Origin of the sequence: Mesorhizobium sp. WSM3864, from assembly GCF_002294955.1 — a bacterium.
In the GTDB taxonomy this organism is placed as follows: domain Bacteria; phylum Pseudomonadota; class Alphaproteobacteria; order Rhizobiales; family Rhizobiaceae; genus Mesorhizobium.
Window position 1 is genome coordinate 1 of sequence record NZ_NSGD01000017.1, and the last position, 18856, is coordinate 18856.

General features: G+C 59.8%; 15 protein-coding genes and 3 pseudogenes. 8 read left to right on the forward strand and 10 right to left on the reverse strand.

The features are described 5' to 3' along the window. From CK215_RS24800 to CK215_RS24830, 6 genes and pseudogenes are all read right to left on the reverse strand, one after another. Nucleotides 1–2783: amino acid adenylation domain-containing protein (locus tag CK215_RS24800; protein WP_170950377.1), on the reverse strand; the 2783-nt coding region annotated here is incomplete at its 3' end. An 800-nt stretch (nucleotides 2784–3583) separates the two neighbouring features. Next, on the reverse strand, nucleotides 3584–4231 hold the full coding sequence (locus tag CK215_RS24810) for a 4'-phosphopantetheinyl transferase superfamily protein (RefSeq protein ID WP_095779850.1): 648 nt from the start codon (nucleotides 4229–4231) through the stop codon (nucleotides 3584–3586). Nucleotides 4232–4382: 151 nt separating this feature from the next. Further along, nucleotides 4383–4557, reverse strand: a pseudogene (locus tag CK215_RS24815) (aminocyclopropane-1-carboxylate deaminase/D-cysteine desulfhydrase family protein); the annotation flags it as partial. Nucleotides 4558–4700: 143 nt separating this feature from the next. Further along, nucleotides 4701–5240, reverse strand: a complete 540-nt coding sequence (locus CK215_RS24820; protein WP_095779851.1) for a nuclear transport factor 2 family protein — start codon at nucleotides 5238–5240, stop codon at nucleotides 4701–4703. A gap of 207 nt (nucleotides 5241–5447) precedes the next feature. Further along, nucleotides 5448–5693: a ferredoxin gene (locus CK215_RS24825; RefSeq protein WP_095779911.1), complete on the reverse strand. Its 246-nt coding sequence runs from the start codon at nucleotides 5691–5693 to the stop codon at nucleotides 5448–5450. Nucleotides 5694–5737: 44 nt separating this feature from the next. After that, a complete protein-coding gene (locus CK215_RS24830; RefSeq protein ID WP_095829664.1) occupies nucleotides 5738–6955 on the reverse strand; it encodes a cytochrome P450 in 1218 nt (405 codons plus the stop codon). An 867-nt stretch (nucleotides 6956–7822) separates the two neighbouring features. Here CK215_RS24830 and CK215_RS24835 point away from each other — a divergent pair. The 3 genes and pseudogenes from CK215_RS24835 to rpoN all read left to right on the forward strand — a co-directional run. Further along, nucleotides 7823–8045, forward strand: a pseudogene (locus CK215_RS24835) (transposase); the annotation flags it as partial. A 722-nt stretch (nucleotides 8046–8767) separates the two neighbouring features. Continuing rightward, nucleotides 8768–9316 (forward strand): peroxiredoxin, encoded by a 549-nt coding sequence (locus CK215_RS24840; RefSeq protein ID WP_095779853.1) that lies wholly within the window; start codon nucleotides 8768–8770, stop codon nucleotides 9314–9316. A gap of 64 nt (nucleotides 9317–9380) precedes the next feature. Continuing rightward, nucleotides 9381–10835: an RNA polymerase factor sigma-54 gene (gene rpoN / locus CK215_RS24845; RefSeq protein ID WP_095832501.1), complete on the forward strand. Its 1455-nt coding sequence runs from the start codon at nucleotides 9381–9383 to the stop codon at nucleotides 10833–10835. On the opposite strand, the gene CK215_RS24850 is transcribed toward rpoN, so the two are convergent. The 4 genes from CK215_RS24850 to CK215_RS24865 all read right to left on the reverse strand — a co-directional run bounded on the left by CK215_RS24850 (nucleotide 10832) and on the right by CK215_RS24865 (nucleotide 14410). Continuing rightward, the gene (locus tag CK215_RS24850) at nucleotides 10832–11485 is read right to left on the reverse strand and encodes a nitrogen fixation protein NifQ (RefSeq protein WP_095779855.1); all 654 of its coding nucleotides are present in this window, start codon (nucleotides 11483–11485) and stop codon (nucleotides 10832–10834) included. The genes rpoN and CK215_RS24850 overlap by 4 nt on opposite strands. After that, nucleotides 11482–11793: a ferredoxin III, nif-specific gene (gene fdxB, locus CK215_RS24855; protein ID WP_095779856.1), complete on the reverse strand. Its 312-nt coding sequence runs from the start codon at nucleotides 11791–11793 to the stop codon at nucleotides 11482–11484. Before fdxB ends, CK215_RS24850 begins: the two co-directional genes overlap by 4 nt. After that, nucleotides 11790–11987, reverse strand: a complete 198-nt coding sequence (locus tag CK215_RS24860; RefSeq protein ID WP_095779857.1) for a CCE_0567 family metalloprotein — start codon at nucleotides 11985–11987, stop codon at nucleotides 11790–11792. Before CK215_RS24860 ends, fdxB begins: the two co-directional genes overlap by 4 nt. 530 nt (nucleotides 11988–12517) lie before the next feature. Next, nucleotides 12518–14410, reverse strand: a complete 1893-nt coding sequence (locus CK215_RS24865) for an ABC transporter ATP-binding protein (protein ID WP_245322503.1) — start codon at nucleotides 14408–14410, stop codon at nucleotides 12518–12520. On the opposite strand from CK215_RS24865, the gene CK215_RS30910 reads away from it, so the two are divergent. From CK215_RS30910 to CK215_RS24885, 5 genes and pseudogenes are all read left to right on the forward strand, one after another. Next, a complete protein-coding gene (locus CK215_RS30910) occupies nucleotides 14382–14597 on the forward strand; it encodes a hypothetical protein (protein WP_141245524.1) in 216 nt (71 codons plus the stop codon). The genes CK215_RS24865 and CK215_RS30910 overlap by 29 nt on opposite strands. A 506-nt stretch (nucleotides 14598–15103) precedes the next feature. Beyond that, a pseudogene (nifS, locus tag CK215_RS24870) lies at nucleotides 15104–16255 on the forward strand (cysteine desulfurase NifS); the annotation flags it as partial. A gap of 51 nt (nucleotides 16256–16306) precedes the next feature. After that, the gene (gene nifW / locus CK215_RS31950) at nucleotides 16307–16690 is read left to right on the forward strand and encodes a nitrogenase stabilizing/protective protein NifW (RefSeq protein ID WP_095779859.1); all 384 of its coding nucleotides are present in this window, start codon (nucleotides 16307–16309) and stop codon (nucleotides 16688–16690) included. Between the two features lie 184 nt (nucleotides 16691–16874). Next, nucleotides 16875–17726 (forward strand): electron transfer flavoprotein subunit beta/FixA family protein, encoded by an 852-nt coding sequence (locus CK215_RS24880; protein ID WP_095809156.1) that lies wholly within the window; start codon nucleotides 16875–16877, stop codon nucleotides 17724–17726. Nucleotides 17727–17745: 19 nt separating this feature from the next. Then, complete coding sequence (locus CK215_RS24885; RefSeq protein WP_095779861.1) at nucleotides 17746–18852, forward strand: electron transfer flavoprotein subunit alpha/FixB family protein; 1107 nt, start codon at nucleotides 17746–17748, stop codon at nucleotides 18850–18852. Nucleotides 18853–18856 lie beyond the last annotated feature (4 nt).

The following is an 18856-nucleotide window of genomic DNA, read 5'->3' on the forward strand; positions in this document are numbered from 1 at the left end:
CCAGCCACAAACGGGCTGGCAATGAAGCGCTCGGCCGTCAGCTCGGGCCGGTTGAGATAGCCGCGCGCCACGCCCGCCCCGCCGATGTAGAGCTCGCCCACCGCCCCGAACGGAACCGGCCTGCCATGAGCATCCAGCAGATAGACCCGCGTGTTCGCGATCGGGCGGCCGATCGGGACATTTAGGGCCTTCTCCTGCATTGGATCCACAGTATAGGTAGCCGCAAATGTTGTCGTCTCGGTCGGACCATAGCAGTGAATGAGACGTACAGGGCCTTCTTCTCTCAGCAACCTTAGGAAGGCGGAGGGGTCATTCCGCTCGCCTCCACAAAGGAGGTATTTAAGTTGTGATAACGTCGGGGCAATCGATGACGTATACTGGTTGAATAACGCTGTTGTCAGAAACAGAGATGTCACTTTCTGACGTTCGAGCGCCTTGGAAAAACTCGATGCATCTAAGACGGTGGTGGCATTCATTACAACCACGCAGCCCCCGTTAAGCAGCGGCGCCCACACTTCAAATGTGCTGGCGTCGAAGGCGGGATTGCCCGCCCAGGCTACACGGTCGCCGGCACCGATTGTCAAATATTCATTATTGATCGCGAGCCGGTTGACAGCACGGTGAGGAACAACAACTCCCTTAGGAAGGCCGGTCGAGCCGGAAGTGTACATCACGTAAGCGGCATCTTCGGGGCTCAATCTCAGCCCAGGATCGGTGCTCAGTTCTGGATCGGCCGCTAATGGCTCAATAGGCACAACAGGGATCGTCACCTCGGCGAGATCAACCCGCTTACTCTCGCTGAGAACCAGGCGTGCAGCACAATCAGCCATCAGCCATTCTTGTCGCGCGAGTGGAACAGCGCGATCGATCGGCACATAAACCGCGCCCGTTTTCAGAATGGCCAACTGCGCCACCACAAGCGTGACGGAGCGGTCCAGTAGTGTCGCAATGCGATCGGCAGGCTTCACCCCAAGCCCGATCAGATGATGCGCCAGCCGGTTGGCGCGAGCATTGAGCTCGTCATAGCTCAGCGCTTCGGCCTCATGCACCAGCGCCACCCTGTCGGGCCCCTGACGCACCTGCGCCTCGAACAGCTCGTGGATGCACTTGTGCGACGGATAGTCCGCTTCCGTCCGGTTCAGCTCCTCCAAAAGGTAAGTCCGCTCCTCGCGCGGCAGCAGCTCGATGCGGCCCACCGGCTGCGCGGCATCGGCCACCACATCAGCCAACAAGGTCTCCAAATGCCGGGTCATGCGATCGATCTGCTCCGGGGCCAATCGATTGGCATCGAAATGCCACCGAAAGCGCCTGTCGATGGCGCAAACCTCGAATGTCACCAGCTCGCCCGGCAGCGCTGCCTCGAATCTGCCGGTCGAAGCTGAGTTGGGACCGACAGAACTGTTTTGTCCCGCAATCGCCACACCAACCGGCCAGGGCCTTTGCGACCGCAGCGCCTCGATATGGCGCAATGGCGGAGACCGACCGACAAGATCGCGCGCAAAGCTGTCGTGCTTGCTGAGATCAGCGATCTCGGCCGCGACTGCCTTGCGTGTTTGCTTGAAGTCCCATGCGGGATCGAGGGTGACTTCCATTGGCACGGCGGAAGCGATAACTGCCCCCGCCGCCTTCACCCTGGCTCGCGCCGGTTTCGGCGCTGGCCTCCATCCCAGTTGAAGATCTATCTGGCCCGAAACGAGGGCCAGATAGATCAGCCATGCCGTAAGCAGGTATTCCACCCCATCGGCAGGGGGAAGCTCCGCCACGGCATTCGACACTTGCCAGGAACTCGACTGCCAGGCCGGCGGCGCATTTGCTGTGCCGGACGACAGGTAAGGCAGCTGCACAGTTTTGAACTGCTCAAGCCGTCGTCCCCAAAAAGCCTCCGAAGGCGCTATTTCTTCGTGGATGGCTGTCAGGCGTCGCGCCTGATCGTCGCTGAGGACAGGAAGGGCATCGCCTTCAGCCAGATCATTGCGGCTGGCGAGTGCTTGTGCCTCCAGCGGCTCACCGTCCAAACTGCCAAACCAGACCTCTACATCGTGCGTAGCCGTCGCCACACGCCAATGGCTCGGATGGATTTCAAGCAGGCGACCTGCCTCAAAGCCCGAGCGGCGAGGCAGCACGTCCAAGCGCCTGACGGCGACAACCTCTTCCGCTACCAGGGCCTTGCACAAACACAATGGATTGGAATGATGCGGCCCAAAATCCAAGGCCCGCGCCATCGCCGACAGATCTTGCGCGGATCGATCCCAGCGCAGAATACCCGCCGCATCTGGCCGCTGGCGCCTGGGAAAATAGCTTCTGTATTCCCGCGCCTGTGGACGGGTAGTGAGCTTGCCCCCCGCCAAGCCACCCAGCAGCTCGCGGAAGCCCTCGACGGCGGCCTCATGACATTTGAGGTTCAGGGTCAGCGCCGTTTCGGTAGGCGCAACCAGCACTTTGCGCTGAACCGCTATATCACCTGGATTAAACCCATCATTGATGCAATGCCAGGTGATGGCATGCTCGCTCTCTTGGGCCAGCAGCGCCCAAGACGTCGCGTGAGTTCCGGCGTAGAGCGGCAAGGGACCATCATGATAGTTGAAAGCACCTTGACTGATCCGTCCCAACACATCGGCCGGCAAGATGAACGGATTGGCAACGGAAAAGAGCCACTTCACCGGCTCGGTCTTGAGGAAGCTCGACAGCTCTTCCACGCTTGACAGGCATGGGAGATTGGCGCGATCCGTCCAGTTGGCGAATGTCGCATCGGCACATAGCACCGCGCGAATATCGTGGCCCATCTCCATAGCCAGCTGCGCACAGCTGATCGCCAGCGTGCCGCCGCCGACAATAACGCTAGAACAAATTGGCCGCGTTGTAGCTTGCAGTCTACCATACCCGCTTGGCTCGCCAGCATCTGTGCGCATCGGAGGAGGTCGACGTACCATTTTCATCCCTCCGCCAATCCATCGAAGCGCATGAACTGCTTCCATCGAAGGCGCCCCGTCCGGCCTACCCCACCGGTCAGAAGCTGCTCGAAAGTTCCGTGCTGAATGCGGATTGAGTTGAGCTGGTAACCTTGCGCGACGAACGACAGCGGCGTCGCGATGGACGCGAAGTGTTTTGGCGGAACCGCACCAAGGAGTGCAGTATCTATGGCAGTGAATGGCATAAGTTGAACAAGCTTTGTATGTCTGTGTTGGGCGGCGCGACCGAGGACCGCCATAGTCCTGCGGATGCTGGTGTCTCATAGCAATCAGCGTGCCACAAACGGTGCAAAGCTTGGTTGAAAGAGCGGAAGAACGAAAGCGCTCACCCGTGTGCGGGGAGTGGTTGACGGCTTGGATAAGACCGCCGGCCGCCGATGCCGGTGATGGGAGACACGCCTAAAACGTTACTGTGGAATGGTGGGGTTTGGTGCTTTCGGGAGGACGCCTTCGATTCGACGGAAACCGGACGTCGGTTTTTGTGGCGCACGTCTGTGGTATCGCCCGATCGGGTGGTTCGAGGCTCACAGGTGAGGCTCTTGAGAGAGCAGACTGGCCATCGAAGGGCTTCATTCCCGCAGGTCCCGCCGGGGGGACCGGTAGTCTCGCGAACTTTACACAAAATCGCTTGAACGGAGGCCACTTTCAGACGACGCACGAGCGCTCAGATAGGCCAAACCCAGGACATTCCTTGATGGAACGAGTTTAACTGAGAAGGAACAATTTGCCTTGGGAACGGCACCTGATCCGGCGCCAATGTCGATTTCAACGTCTTGAAATTCGAGTATTTCATTGTGCGTTGGGCAATACGCTTTGTAAACCGCCTCCTTAAGGACGAAAAGGTCCCGCCGCCGAAGCAGGCGCAGGCCGTACATGCTTCGCTCTTTGGGCGTTGCGATCAAATCGATCAGACCGTCCGGAAGAGGCTCATTTGGTTCAATATCGATACCGAGTGCAGCAATATGTTTCCTGTCTGCGACGGCGGCGGCGGCCACCGTGTCGTGATGGGCCAAAGATCCAATCACGCCATCTGGCCAGATCGGAACACCAAGCCGGGTCTTCAGGATGGGCTTTGGCGAAAACCCCAGTTCGCCAAGCAGCGTTCGAGCGATGATCCTGGCGGAACCACTTCGGCGACGGACCTTCGCAACAGCTCCCCCCAGGGCAGCAATTTCGGAAGGGAACAAGGCATCCTCATCGGCGGGTTGTATCCTACGAAGGCCGATGAGGATCTCCTGTTGAGCAAACGTAATGGTCTCCATTCACTTTGACTCTTTGGCTCCTTAGCTACAATCCAGTCGATTGTCTGACGTGGCAGGCGCCGGCCGAGGAGCAATTCGCGCCCGGCCTGAGCAGGCTCGATTCAATGGATTGCGGCCACCTGTTGCTTGAGGCCTGAAGCCATTCATGACGGTATTCGAGCTTGCGGAGTTCGTTTCCGCCGAACGTCACACCGGAGTTGCAGTCCTCGCGTTTGGCATAGATCTCCACGTTACCGCCCAGATGCTTAGCCCAGCCGGTCGAGCTTCTCGATGGGTGTGGGTCCAAAGGTGAGCGGGTAACGCTCGAATTTTTCCAAACTAGCCACGCAAAACTCGTTCCATACGCTGCTTGGATTGGTGGCCGCGCTCTCCGACCACCTGATAGACGACTGGGTTCCGGGACCGCTCCCGCGATGCGTTTCTCCAGTTGGGAGCCTTGGAAAGCATTGTGGTGACATGCATTGCATTTTCATTTTGATGACAAGCTGCGGCGCTTCCTGAGCGCGTAAACCGGATCATTGGGATGGGCTGTTCCGATCGGTTGCCGCAAGCCGAACCGTTCTGCTTCGGGGACCGCTGCTGGGGTCTGCTCTTCGACCCAATCGTAAACCACGGTCCGTTCGGCAATGCGCCAAACCCCTTCCCTCTTCTGAAACAGATCGCAGTAACGGCCGCAGAGCAGTACCTGGCGTACTTCTCCGTCGTTATCTGGTCCGCGTTGCAGCGCGGTGAAATAGCTTTCGACCACGGCCTCCGCCGGATCGATGAATTCGATCAATACGTTCGTGATCTGGTGGATTAAGCGCGGTCCAGTCTTGAAGACATCAACTGCAAACTCAATGAAGCCCCCGGCTGGGCCACAATAGGCGCCGTGACTGTCATGCGCATCGGGCCAATACGCACTGCGCAGCGCAGCCGCATCCGCGCGGTCCATGCCGCGGCAGTACCGATAAAGGCAGTCGCGGATCGCCTCGCGGTCGTGCAGTCGGGTGATTTTTGCCTGGTCCATCGCTCTGTCGCAAATTCTGAGATTGGGAGGGGCGTTTGTGTCTCTAGGGGCCGTGCAAGGACGATCCGATCGGCAATTGAAGAGCCAGAAAGGAGGCAACTTCATGTGTCGCGCGTGTCATGGAGGTCTGACGCCGGAGAGAATGTAGGCAGGGAAGCGGCCGGACGCCTTGCTGGAGGGTGTGAGGCCACGTCTCGTCGATTCCACCTAAGCTTCGCCAGCTTTTGGTTGAATGGTGCCCGGATCGAACCGCGCGGCGGTTGTGCGGTCGAGTTCTAGCGCACGTTCGGGGCAGGATCGCACGGCGCGTGACGCGAGCAGTTCGTCCCCTTGCGCCACATTGATATCGCCAGGCAGGACGTATCCCTCATCATCAAGCGTGAAAATGCTTGGCGCTTGCGCCGAGCATCGCGCGTGACCCTGGCATTTGGCATTGTGGACGATAATGCGCATAGCGCTGACCTCCATTGTCTTGCCATGGCTCGGGACGGCCATGGTCATGACCAGTCCAGGATCAGATTTTCGATTCCGAACACATGGCCGCCACAGGTGATGGGCGCTGTACCTTCCTTGATCCGGAAGGTCGGAAGGCGCGCCAGCCACTCCTCCAGGCCAATGACAATCTCGCGCCGGGCAAGATGTGAGCCAAGGCAACGGTGGGGACCATAGCCAAAGGCGGCGTGGCGGTTGTGCTCTCGCGCCAGATCGACCGTGTTGGGGGATTCAAATTCTTCCGGGTCGCGATTTGCAATCATCGTGGCGCAGGAAACGTAGTCCCCCTTTCGGATCGGCGCGCCTTCGAAGTCGACATCTTTCGTAGCCACGCGGATCAACTGAATGGGCGGATAGGCCCGCAGCAATTCTTCGGTTGCGAGCAGGATGCGATCTGGTTCGCTGCGCAGCAGTTCCTGATCCTTGAGGTTGCGCGCTAGATAAGCCAGGTCAAAGCCTATAGCTGCTGCCACGGTGTCAAGTCCCGCGACGAAGACAAGCACGCCGATGCCACGGATTTCCGCCTCGGTTAGCCGGCGGCCCTCGACCCGTGCGTGCACGATGAATGTCATGAGATCGTCGGCCGGATCCTTGCGGCGATTGGTTGCAAGTTCATCGATGAAGGCCACAATCTTGCGGGCAGCCACAGGTCGTTCCACTTCGTCGCCGTGGAGCAGATCTTTCGCCCAGCCGACAAATGTATCCAGTCCCTGATCCGGCAACCCCAGAAAGCGGAGGAAGATGCCGACAGTGAACGGAAAGGCAAAATCCTTCATAACGTCGCAGCTGGTGCCTGATGCGGTGATCCCGTCGATCAGGGCGCTCGCTAGCTCACGGACAGCAGGTTCCAGTGCCGTCACACGCTTGGGCGAAAGCAGCGGACTAAGTAGCGAGCGAAAGACGCCATGGGCCGGTGGATCGAGCTCAAGCGGGATCGTCGGCCAGGTTTCGCCCAGTATGGAGGAGAAGATGCTGCGATGGCTGGAGAAGGTATCAGCGTCCTGGAGCACCTTACGCTGGTCTGCGGCGCGGGTGATGACCCAGGTACCCCGGCCATCTTGCGTGTTGTAGGGGGAATAGAAGATCGGAGGCCCGTCATGTGCGCAAGCGACCGCTGCGTGTGGATCCCCGTTGGGCGTTGGTGGCATGCCTGGCGACGTGAACAGGCTGAAGTCCCTCACCATTTCGGGCGGGACATGATCTGGAACCGGGTTGATCGCCATTGGATTTCTCCTGCCGTCTAATCCCTAACTAAGGCCGCGCGGCATGGCATCTTGGCCATCCGGCTAGCTTGCAACCCTCTTGGCCAGACCGCTGCCTGCCCCGCCAAAGAGCGACGAGCAATTAGTCGGAGACGCGGCATTTTCCAGCTTCGACCGGCGAGCCGGAAATAAGCTCTTCTCCACAACGGATTCAGGCCAGTCATCTCTTCAGGATGTCCGTAGCACGGCACGCGAGAGGCGGTGCCCGTCGACATCACTTTCCTCGATTTCCACGAGCGCACGCCATGAGGGCGTGAGCAAACATGCGGGTCGAATCTCATCTCCTCTTCGATCGATGGCCGTTGGCCGTTGCCAGGCGAACTGCGGGTGTCCACGCCAGTCACGCCGGTCGGGCTTTCACAGGCAGTGCCTTGGAGCCGCTCGACGCGGACCCGACATGTTGTGTTCCTTGGCTGCATTGATCGCGATGTCACCCACAACATGAACGCTACGCGGTAGCTGCCGCCGTCTCACGAGAGAGCTTCAAAAGTCGTGCCAGCGGCGCGGAAAGAGCCCTGCAGGAGATTTCTACATATCCTTCAAGGCTTGAACGAATGCGCAGCCGCAAGCTTGGCGGAGCACAGCCGTGTCGCGGACATGACAAAGCCGACAGCAAAGTCGCGGCAGATTCAAAATGCTCCGCGAGTGCACGGCGGTTTCCCGTCACCTCGGGACCGTGCCCGCATCACGCGGGCGCCGTTCAGGAAGATGCACATGGGACCTTGCCAATGGACGTGTTGGGTTTTTTGTAATCATTGTCAATTTCGAAGCTTTGTGGAGAGCGGGGCGTGTCCCATCAGGTGGTGTAGCTCGGCGGTTATGAAGCCGCACTCGACGCATCCGTTCGAGCGTCTCAACGGCGAGATCAAGCGGCGCACCGAGGTCGTCGGAATCTTCCCAAATGACGATGCGATCAGCGCGCCTCGTCGGCGCAATCCTGCTCGAACAGAACGATGAATGGGCAGTGCAGCGGGCCAGATATATGACCCTGGAAACGATCAGCCAGATGAGCGATGATCCCCTGATCAGCCTGCCAGCCGTGGCGCGCTGACCAGCCCGGCCCTTGCCGGGAGAGCACGGCGACCAATGCCGCCAGCCACACCACCCGCGGGACACGATCGGAGAGCGTCGACAGGGCGAAACGCGTAAGCCCCGTCAGCCGTCTCAAACCTGAGAACGAAGGCCACAGGGACCCTCGTCGGGTTAACCCCGATCGACTCCTGTGATCAGCCCCAGATTTCTCCGGTTCTAATTTGAGCCACCTGTTCTCCGCGCCGAGGCCCCCCCTGTCCGACTTCCGACATTTTTGTCCAGCTACGGACAAAAAAGGTTTGAGGCTTGAGCGTATAAAGGGGCTGCGCTCTAGCCAGAGCTCACGATCAGGTGATCGTGGGGGCATTCGGTCCTGGCGAAGGTACGGTCCTGGCCGCTCAAGGCAAAGAGTGTCGCTGCAAAAACCAGTGTGACCCCGGCCTTAAAATCGAATGGCATGGCGCTTGCGTCTTACTCGGCAGAACCCATCACAAGGTGGCCAGGAGTAAGACCATTGCTGACATCGCGACACCCCGTACAAGAGCGTAGTGAAACCGTTCTCGTTGCCGCCGCAAATAGAGACCTCGTTTTCTTCAGCCGCCCGTGCTCGCGAGCGGTTTTGCCACGGCTGATCCAAGGCCGACACTCAAACGCGCGGCGCTCGGCCGAATTGCCGGCCGAGACCGATGCAGTTTCAAGCGAAAAAGCAGCGCCTCAATTTTTACTCCAGGAGCAACATTGATGACCGTCAAAAAAAAGGTTCCTTTCGTCACCTTTCTAACGCGTGTTCGCGATGTTTCAGTCCAAGGGCCAAATCCATACCGTTGGGAAGAAAAGACATCCGACGACTACTTTGTCGGCAAGCGCGTCATACTGTTCTCGCTGCCAGGCGCCTTCACCCCGACCTGCTCGACCTACCAGCTGCCCAACTTCGAAGAGCTCTATGACGAATTTGAGAAGCTGGGAATTGAAGCGATCTACTGCGTCTCCGTCAACGATGCCTTCGTCATGAATGCGTGGGGGAAGGCCTTGGGGCTGCAGAAGGTCGAGCTCCTTCCGGACGGCTCAGGCGAGTTCACGCGCAAGATGGGCATGCTGGTCGCCAAGGATAATCTCGGCTTCGGTATGCGCTCCTGGCGCTACGCCGCTCTGATCAACAATGGCTTGGTGGAGCGGTGGTTCGAGGAGGAAGGTTTTTCTGACAACTGCGAGACCGACCCCTATTGCGTCTCCTCCCCCCAGAACATTCTTGAAACGCTGAAAGCCGCCAAAGCCGAGACGGCTGCATGACCTACGTCTCGAAAATCCCATTGCACAAGGCCAAGGGTCGCTCGGTAGGAGTTTCACGCTAACCATGCAGTCCTCAGCAAGCCTGCTTCAGCGTCAGAAGCAATCGTTGGTTTTGACGCCGCAAATGATGGAGTCCATTCGCCTGTTGCAACTGGCGCATCCCGAACTGCATCAGTTCGTCGATCAGGAAATCGAGAAGAACCCCTTTCTGGAACGGGCATCAGACCAGGCGCCGAAGGACATTCCTTCGATTTCGGCCGGAACCCCGCACATCGGGCCAACGATGGGCGGAGTATCGGATCGGGCCTCGCAGTGGAAATCAATCCGCGGCAAAAACAATGTCGCACCCGGGGGAAACAATGCTCTCGAAAACTACTGCGCCTCCACCGAAACACTGCACGACCATGTCGCTCGTCAGATCGCTCTCAGCGCATTTGCGCCGCTGGAGCGGCGAATAGCTGGCGAGCTTGCCGGTCATCTGGAAGACACCGGATACATTCAGGTGAACCTTTCGGAACTGGCCAGCAGCCTGAATGTCCGGGAGGCTGACGTGGAACGGGTTCTCGGAACTTTGCAGCAGTTCGATCCACCGGGGATTTTTGCGCGAACTCTCAGCGAATGCCTTGAGATACAATTGCGGCAGCTAGACAGGTTCGACCCGGCGATGGCAGCGCTGGTCGCCAATCTTGAAGCGCTAGCGCGACGCGATTTTCAAACATTGAAGCGCCACTGTGGTGTTGATGAAGACGACCTTCTCGACATGTTGCACGAAATCCGCGCGCTCGATCCCAAGCCTGGAAACCGATTCCAATCCGGGGGGCCTGAATCGATCATAGCAGACGTCTTGGTCCTGCCCTCGCCCGGAGGTGGGTGGCAAATCGAACTCAATCCAGACACGCTGCCCAGGCTGCTGATGAACCAGAACTATTTTGCCGAAGTCTCCCGCCTTAGCGCCCAAAATTCCAAAGACCAGTCATTTCTCAACGAATGCCTCCAAAAAGCGAACTGGCTAATCCGCAGCCTTGATCAGCGCGCCAAGACGATCCTCAAGGTAACGGCTGAAATCATCCGCCAGCAGGACGCCTTTTTTGAACATGGGGTCGCCCACCTGCGGCCTCTCAATCTCAAGACTGTCGCGGATGCGATCAACGTGCACCAATCGACGGTAAGCCGGGTGACGTCCAACAAGTACATGCTGACCCCGCGCGGCGTGTTCGAACTGAAGTATTTTTTCACCGTCGCGATCGGCTCCTGCGAAAGCGGCGACGCGTACTCCGCCGAAGCTGTCCGCCATCAAATCAAGACGATGGTTGCCGCGGAATCGTCCGACGAAGTGCTTTCTGACGACGACATCGCCACCCGGCTCAAGGACACCGGGATCGACATTGCTCGCCGCACCGTTGCGAAATATCGTGAGGCGCTGAACATCCCATCCTCCGCGCGACGTCGCCGGGAGAAGCGCGTGCGGCTTCGATGCCAATCAAGCCCAGGCGGAGGCGGCGACGAAGGCGGCTCTTAATCCAAAGCGAACCCGTTCTTGATCCGTGCCAAGTGGCTTTCGCCTTCCTCCGGGCCAAAACAGCTTTCGAAATCGCGGCATTCCTGACAACTGGGCGCGGTGCATAGCGAAAAGCCTTCTGCCTCGCATAGCTTACGATAGAAATATTTCTTCCATTTCATATTTTCGGTGTTCCCGGCCGCCAGCGCCGGGAAATGCCTGGCGATCAAGCGGCTGAGTTCGGCCCGATTGAAAAGGCCAAGGTCCTGCCACAGATGGTCATTGCGCAAACTACGCCTGGCGATGATCTTGGCGAAGAGGGTGCTCGCCGGATCGCCCGGCCTGGCATGCCCAATGAGCAGGCCGCGCAGAAGCTCTTCCTCCACATCCGGCTCAGGATCGGCCAGCTTTTCCAGCGCCAAGGCGTTGACGGGCACAGTCGGGAAATAGCGTGTCATGACATCTCGCAGGTCGGCACGCGAAAGGCCGGTTGCTTCGGTCGCGGTCGCCTTGCCTGCCTCGACCTCCTCGAACGCGAGGTAGGCAACACAGGCAAGCGCATGCCGGTCGAACGCCGCCCCCAAGCCTGTCGGCGGCCATTGGCTGGTGCTGAAACAACCACGGTGATCGGCGACTGTGGCGCCGTTCTCCTGGTCGTGTCCCCAGCTCATGCAGCAAGCTTGTCAGCCGTAAGGTGGGTCTGGCAGTTCTTCGGGCAGACGCGGCCGCAGGCGCCGCAGCCAATGCAGCGGCCGGCTTGGTCGACAACCATGACCATGCGGTTGAGCTCGCCGTCGAAGTCGTCATCCTCGCCCGCGCAGATGCCGAGTATTTCGCCCGCGTCATCGACGCCATGAAGGTGCATGACCTCGCGCGAGCAGACCTTGAAGCAGCGGCCGCAACCGATGCAGGTCGCGCCATCGATCGCCGTCAGATAGTGCGGCGTCCAGGGAGAGCCGTCGCGGGTGACGTTCGTCATTGTGAATTCTCCAACGCCGCGAGTTGTTCCTTTGCGGCATCCAACTCGGCAAAAATCTCGAAGGCTTTCCTGGCCACCGCCTCGATCTCGGTCCAGTTGACCGCCAGGTCCTCGGCAAGGTCGTGCAAGTCCATCTTGGCGTCTCGGGCGCGCGCCTGCAGCTTGCGGAGCTTCTTCATCTCCAACTCTGACATGTTCCCTTCCTCGCAAGCCGGGTTTCTTACGCTCGCCATCTCGGGACGCGCTTCGATGGCCGCGACCGCATCGCCGGCGTGCCGGCCTCGGCGATTTTCCAGAACGTCTCGAGTTCGGCATAAGTTCGGTGGGTCGCAGCCGACATTCAAGATCTTGTGCCCGATGTCGACGCAGGCGGTGAACGATTGCTGGGGGGCGTCGATTTTGGCGACACCCAATTCCAGAGAACGCGTGTGCAGCGGGGACCCCGCGCGTTGCTTTCCTTCTCTCCATTGATGGCATCAACGGGAATCTAAGTGATCGCTCGTCTGCCGCCTCAGGAGTAAGTCTCGACCTCCGCGACGGGAACGCAGGGAGAAGTTCATAAAAAATTGTCTGCATTCCAGTCATCGGTTTACTCGAGAGCGCGGCAGGAGAAAGGTCGGCCCCAGGCGTGTCGTGGGATCGAAAGATCCAACGACAGTGGCGGCCGCCTTTCAAGAACGGTCCGACAGGATTGCTGGGGAGGCAAGTTGAAGTCACGCCGCCTTCAACCGCGCTGCACAGTCTCATTCCAGCCCTTTGTCTGCTCCAAGACCTGCCGCTCGAACAGGCGGCGATAGATGCCGTCGCGACGGATCAGTGCGGCATGGTCGCCCTGCTCGGTGATGCAACCACGGTCGAAGACAAGCAGCCGGTCGAGTTCGCGCACCGTGGAGAGCCGGTGCGCAATGACGAGCGTGGTGCGCCCGACCATGAGGCGCTCCATCGCGTTCTGGATCAGCACCTCCGATTCCGAGTCGAGGCTCGATGTCGCCTCGTCCAGAATCAGGATCGGGGCATCGGCGAGGAAGGCGCGCGCTATCGCCACACGCTGGCGCTCGCCGCCTGAAAGCTTCACGCCGCGTTCGCCGACCAGCGTACCGTAGCCGTTCGGCAGACGCGCGATGAAGTCATGCGCGCTGGCGAGCCGCGCCGCCTGCTCAACGTCGGACCGAGAAGCACCCGGCCGTCCATAGGCTATGTTCTCGGCCAGCGAGCGGTGGAACAGGAGAGGCTCCTGCTGCACGATCGCGATCTGCGAGCGCAGCGAGCCCTGCGTCACCCGCGAAATGTCCTGCCCATCGATCAAGATTCGTCCAGCATCTAGGTCGTAGAGCCGCTGAATGAGCTTGACGAAGGTGGTCTTGCCGGAGCCAGAGGGGCCGACCAGACCGATCCGTTCGCCGGCCTCAATCGAAATCGACAAGTCGCTGTAGAACGGTGACCAATGATTGCCGTAGTGGAAATGGACGCTCTCAAAATCGATGTGACCCTTCGTGATCCGGATCGCCTTGGCGCCCGGAACATCCGCCACGTCGGGCGGCTGGCTACAGGTTTTGACCAGTTCCTCCATCTCATTTACAGCTTGCTGGATGTTGCGCACGTGTCTGGAAACATCACGCAAGTAGCCATACAGGATGGTGAAAGACGCGAGCACAAAGGCGATGTCGCCGGGGGTAGCCTGGCCGCGCGCCCACAAAAATAAGGCATAGCCGATCAAAGCCGCTCTCATCGCAAGAAGCATGATGCCCTGGAATGCAGCACTGATCGTGCCGCGCACCCACGTCCGGCGAGTGCGGTGCCGCCACTTGGAGATGACTTTCGCGAGGCGATGATCTTCCCGCACCTCGGCGCCGAAGCCTTTGACCACCGCGTTACAGCTGATCGCGTCGGCAAGCGAGCCGCCAAGCTTCGTATCCCAATTATTGGCAAGGCTTGCCGCTGGCGCTACGTAGCCGAGCGACAGCGCAACGATCAGCGCCACATAGCCAACAGAGCCGCAGGCGACGATCAGCCCCATCATCGGCCAGTACCAGCCGAGCAGAATGCTCGAGCCTACGAGCATAATGAGCGAAGGGAACAACGCGAAAAGGATCGTGTCATTGAAGAGGCAGAGCGCCCATATGCCGCGCGTGATCTTGCGCACCGTCGAGCCGGCGAAGGTTTTCGCATGCCAATCGGCCGAAAAGCGCTGGACACGATGGAACGCGTCGCTGGCGATGTCCGACATCATCTTCAGAATGAAGTCATTGATGGCAATGAAGGCGATGTTGCGCATGACGACGGCGCCGAGTGCGAGCGCAATCAAAATCGAAAAGGCCGCAAGTGCCGCATCCCACACGATCGCGTCGGCTGCCGCTCCTTGGGCGACCGCGTCTACCAGCCGTCCGGAATAGAGCGGCGTCAGAACGTCAAGGAGCGTTGCGCCAAGCACCGCGATCATAATGATCGCGAGCCGGATCGGCTGCCTGCTGCAGTGGCGCACGGTGAAGGCGAAAACGTCGCGAAAGGCGGCGCCGCGCAGACCGATGTGAAAACGACGCCTGGCTTTGAACGAGCGCACGAGGACGCCCGGTCTCAAGAAACCTGAAATGGAAGATCTGAGTGAGGACGAAAACATCGCCCGGAACGCGGGTGGCCGATCTGGACCTGACATGTTGCTTTCTTTCCTTCGTTCCATCGACCGCGATGTCACCAGCGAGATGAATATCGGCCACGGGCACGCGCTGCCTTACGAGGGGAGAATCGCAATGGCCGTGCCAAAGGCTCAGACAGCCCAGAAGAATTTTCTGCATATTCTTCAATGACAACGAGATTTCAGCAGGCGACGGGGGCGGACAGCGCCGCGTCGCGTGCTCGACAAACCGGCAGGATGCATCGGTCGCGCGGGGCATCCTTGGCGAACAGCCCGACAGGATTGCTCCTCACGCGAAGCGGAATTCACGCCCAATCCAACGGCGTTCACCGTCGAACAATGCCCGCCGATGTCGGACATGCGACATAGCAGTGTTGGAGCCACCTTATTGTTTCGAAATGATCTCCTTGTTTGGCACGGTCCATGCGTAGCTGTTCGAGGATGCGTCCCGGCCTGAAGGAGAAACAGTCCACGCCCAGCGGACCGAAAACGCCGTGGCCTAAAGACCGGGCCTTCCCAGGCCGGTGCAGGGCTGGCGCACTAAGTCGAGGCGAGTGGCCGCGTCGACCCCAAGAACCGCGGGCCGAATATGGCCGCGGCAACTCCTTCGGTTAGCCATCATCATGACAGTCAGGGCGTGCGCTTTGCGTAATTGCCCTCAGGAGAAGGATCACATCCATGAGGCCTGTTTATCTGGACAACAACGCAACGACACGGGTCGATCCTGAAGTCGTTCAAGCAATGCTGCCGTTTTTTACCGAGCAATTCGGCAATCCTTCGTCGAGCCACGATTTTGGTGTTTCCGCCGGGGCGGCGGTGAGAAAGGCGCGCCTGCAGGTGCAAACGCTGATCGGCGCGGAGTTCGACGACGAGATCACCTTCACCTCCGGCGGGACGGAAAGCGACAACACGGCGTTCCTTTCGGCGCTCGGGGTGATGCCTGAGCGCACTGAGATCGTGACTTCCGCAGTCGAGCATTCGGCCGTGCTGACGCTTTGTGCCCACCTTGAGAAGACGCGCGGCATCAAGGTGCATAGGATTCCGGTGGATCGTCACGGCCGGCTCGACCTCGACACCTATAAGGCCGCCCTCACCCCGCGCGTGGCGATCGTCTCGATCATGTCGGCGAACAACGAGACCGGAACGATCTTCCCGGTGGTCGAGCTTGCTGAGTTGGCCAAGGACGTCGGCGCCCTTTTCCATACCGACGCGGTGCAAGCGGTCGGCAAGCTTGCGATCGACTTGAAATCGACCGCAATCGATATGCTGTCTCTCTCCGGTCACAAATTACACGGACCGAAAGGGGTCGGGGCACTTTATGTAAAGCGCGGCGTGCGCTTCTGTCCGCTGATCAAAGGGGGACGCCAGGAGGGCAACCGCCGCGCGGGCACGCAGAATACGCCAGGCATCGTCGGCCTCGGCGTGGCAGCCGATCTTGCCTTGAAGTTCATGGACGACGCGAACACACGGGTAAAGGCATTGCGAGACCGCCTCGAGAAAGAACTTCTCCAGCACATCCCAGACGCCTTCGTGGCCGGCGATTTACGAGCGCGGTTGTCGAACACTGCAAATATCGCCTTTGGACACATCGAAAGTGAGGGCATACTGCATTTCCTCAATCGCGAGGGCATCGCCTGCTCCTCTGGCTCTGCATGCGCCTCCGGCTCGCTGGAGCCGAGCCATGTCTTGGTGGCGATGAATATCCCCGATAGCGCGGCACACGGCGCAATCCGTTTCTCCTTTTCGCGCAACAACGGCGAGGAGGATGTCGACCGGGTGCTCGAGGTCATGCCCGGGATCGTTAAGAAGCTGCGTGACCTGTCCCGGTCTTCACCAGCGACGACGCAACCCCGACCGCCGTCTCCGGCCAAGGAAAATGCAATGCGCAGCTGTTTTGCTGAAAGCCGTGCCATCGATGTCACCGACATCCTCGCCCGGCTGAAGAGCCTGTCGGCTGCGGAGGAGTTCTTCGAGGTCCTTGGCATCTCTTATGATTCGAAGGTGCTCAATGTATCGCGGCTCCATATCATGAAGCGCATGGGCCAGTACCTCGCTGAAGAGGATTTCGCCGGTCTTCCCGACGGGGTGATCGCCGCGCGGGCGCGTGCGACGTTGGAACGCGCTTATGAGGATTTCGCGACATCCTCGCCACTCACGCAACGGGTCTTCAAGGTGCTCAAAGAGCACGATCCGGACAAGCCCGCCACTCGGGACCGCGCCTTTGTACCGTTCGATGCGATCCTGAGGCGTTTCGGGACAGAATGAGCGCGACAAAGTTGCGACGCGACAATGACGAAAAGCCGACAAAACCGGTCATCACGACGGCACCTTCGGAACAAAACGACCCGATCTCAAGGAGGACAGAGCAGCGCAGAACGGTTGGCACGAATGATGCTGCTTAGGAGATGAACGCCAGGGCGGCTTGCGGACTAGAGCCGAGAGGGAAGCAATGCACATTGTAGTCTGTATCAAGCAGGTGCCGGATTCCGCGCAGATACGTGTCCACCCGGTGACGAACACGATCATGCGCCAGGGCGTGCCAACCATCATCAACCCTTACGACCTGTTCGCCCTCGAAGAGGCACTGAGATTGCGCGGCGCCCATGGCGGCGAGGTCACCGTGCTTACCATGGGTCCGCCGATGGCAGAAGATGCGCTGCGCAAGGCGCTCACCTATGGCGCTGACCGCGCGGTACTCTTGACCGACCGCTGCTTTGCCGGCTCCGACACGCTGGCGACGTCCTTTGCGCTTTCTCGGGCAATTGTGAGAATTGGCGAGACCTTCGGCGCGCCGGACATCGTCTTCGCGGGCAAGCAGACGATTGACGGCGATACCGCCCAAGTCGGGCCCGGCATCGCCAAGCGCCTCGGCCTCCTGCAGTTCACCTATGTGCCGAAGATCGCCTCTATCGATCTCGACGCGCGCGAGATCACCGTCAAGCGCCGTTCGGAAGGCGGTACGCAGACGCTGAAAAGCCGGCTGCCTTGCCTCATCACAATGCTGGAAGGCACCAACGAAATCCGCAGGGGCTCGCTCGACGACGCCATGCGCGCCGCACGCAGCCAGATCGTGAAGTGGAGCGCGGCCGAAGCTGGCATTGAGGACCTCACCAAATGCGGCCTGCACGGCTCGCCGACGGTCGTCAAGCGCGTTTTCGCCCCTACCACGCGGGCGGAAAAGGCGACGCAGATCGACATGACCGACAAGACGCAGCATGGCGTCGCTGACGAACTGATTGCCGCAATCTTCACCCGCCAGCCAGCGCTGGAACACGAACTCGCCTTCGACGGCGGCCAGTGACGGGACGGCAAGGAGAGAGATGTTGAAGGCGAAACGCGAAGCTCCTCCGTCCGCCGGCCGTGCCGGAATCAAGAAGGAATTGCCTGAGCACTTTAGGGACTATCGGCATGTCTGGGTTTTCATCGAACTGGAACGCAGCGAGGTCCATCCCGTCTCCTTCGAACTGCTTGGCGAAGGCCGCAAGCTCGCCGACAAGCTTGGCATTCAGCTTGCGGGAATCGTGCTCGGACCGCCGGGTGAGGCCACCCAGCATGCCGTTGCCGAGGCCTTCGCTTACGGGGCCGACCTTGTCTACCTCGTCGAGGCACCGCTGCTTGCTGACTATCGCAACGAGCCTTTCACCAAGGCGATGACGGATCTGGTCAATACGCACAAACCGGAAATTCTGCTTCTCGGTGCGACCACGCTCGGCAGGGATCTCGCCGGCTCAGTAGCAACGACCTTGCTGACAGGGCTCACTGCCGACTGTACCGAACTCGATGTGGATGTCGACGGTTCGCTCGCCGCGACCCGTCCGACTTTCGGCGGTTCCTTGCTATGCACGATCTATACGCTCAACTACCGGCCGCAGATGGCCACCGTACGACCGAGGGTCATGGCCATGCCACCGCGAACGGATAAGCCGGTTGGGCGTGTCATCCGTCACAAGCTGTCGATGACCGAGGAAGAGATCATTACCAAAGTCCTTGGCTTCAAGCTCGATCGCCAATCGGCAAAGGCAAATCTCGCCTACGCTGACATCGTGGTTGCCGGAGGCCTCGGCCTCGGCTCAGCGGAGAATTTACAGCTTGTGACGAATTTAGCGCGCGCAATCGGCGCCGAATATGGCTGTTCGCGCCCGCTGGTCCAGAAGGGCTGGATGCCGGCCGATCGGCAGATTGGCCAAACGGGCAAGACCATCCGGCCAAAGCTTTACATTGCGGCCGGGATTTCGGGCGCTATCCAGCATCGGGTTGGCGTGGAGGGGGCTGATTTGATCGTAGCCATCAACACCGACCCGAACGCCCCGATCTTCGACTTTGCCCACCTCGGCATCGTCACCGATGCGATCCGTTTCCTGCCGGCATTGACGGAAGCTTTCACCCGGCGGCTGTCGCCGCACAGCCACGACAAGCTTGCGAGCTAAGGGA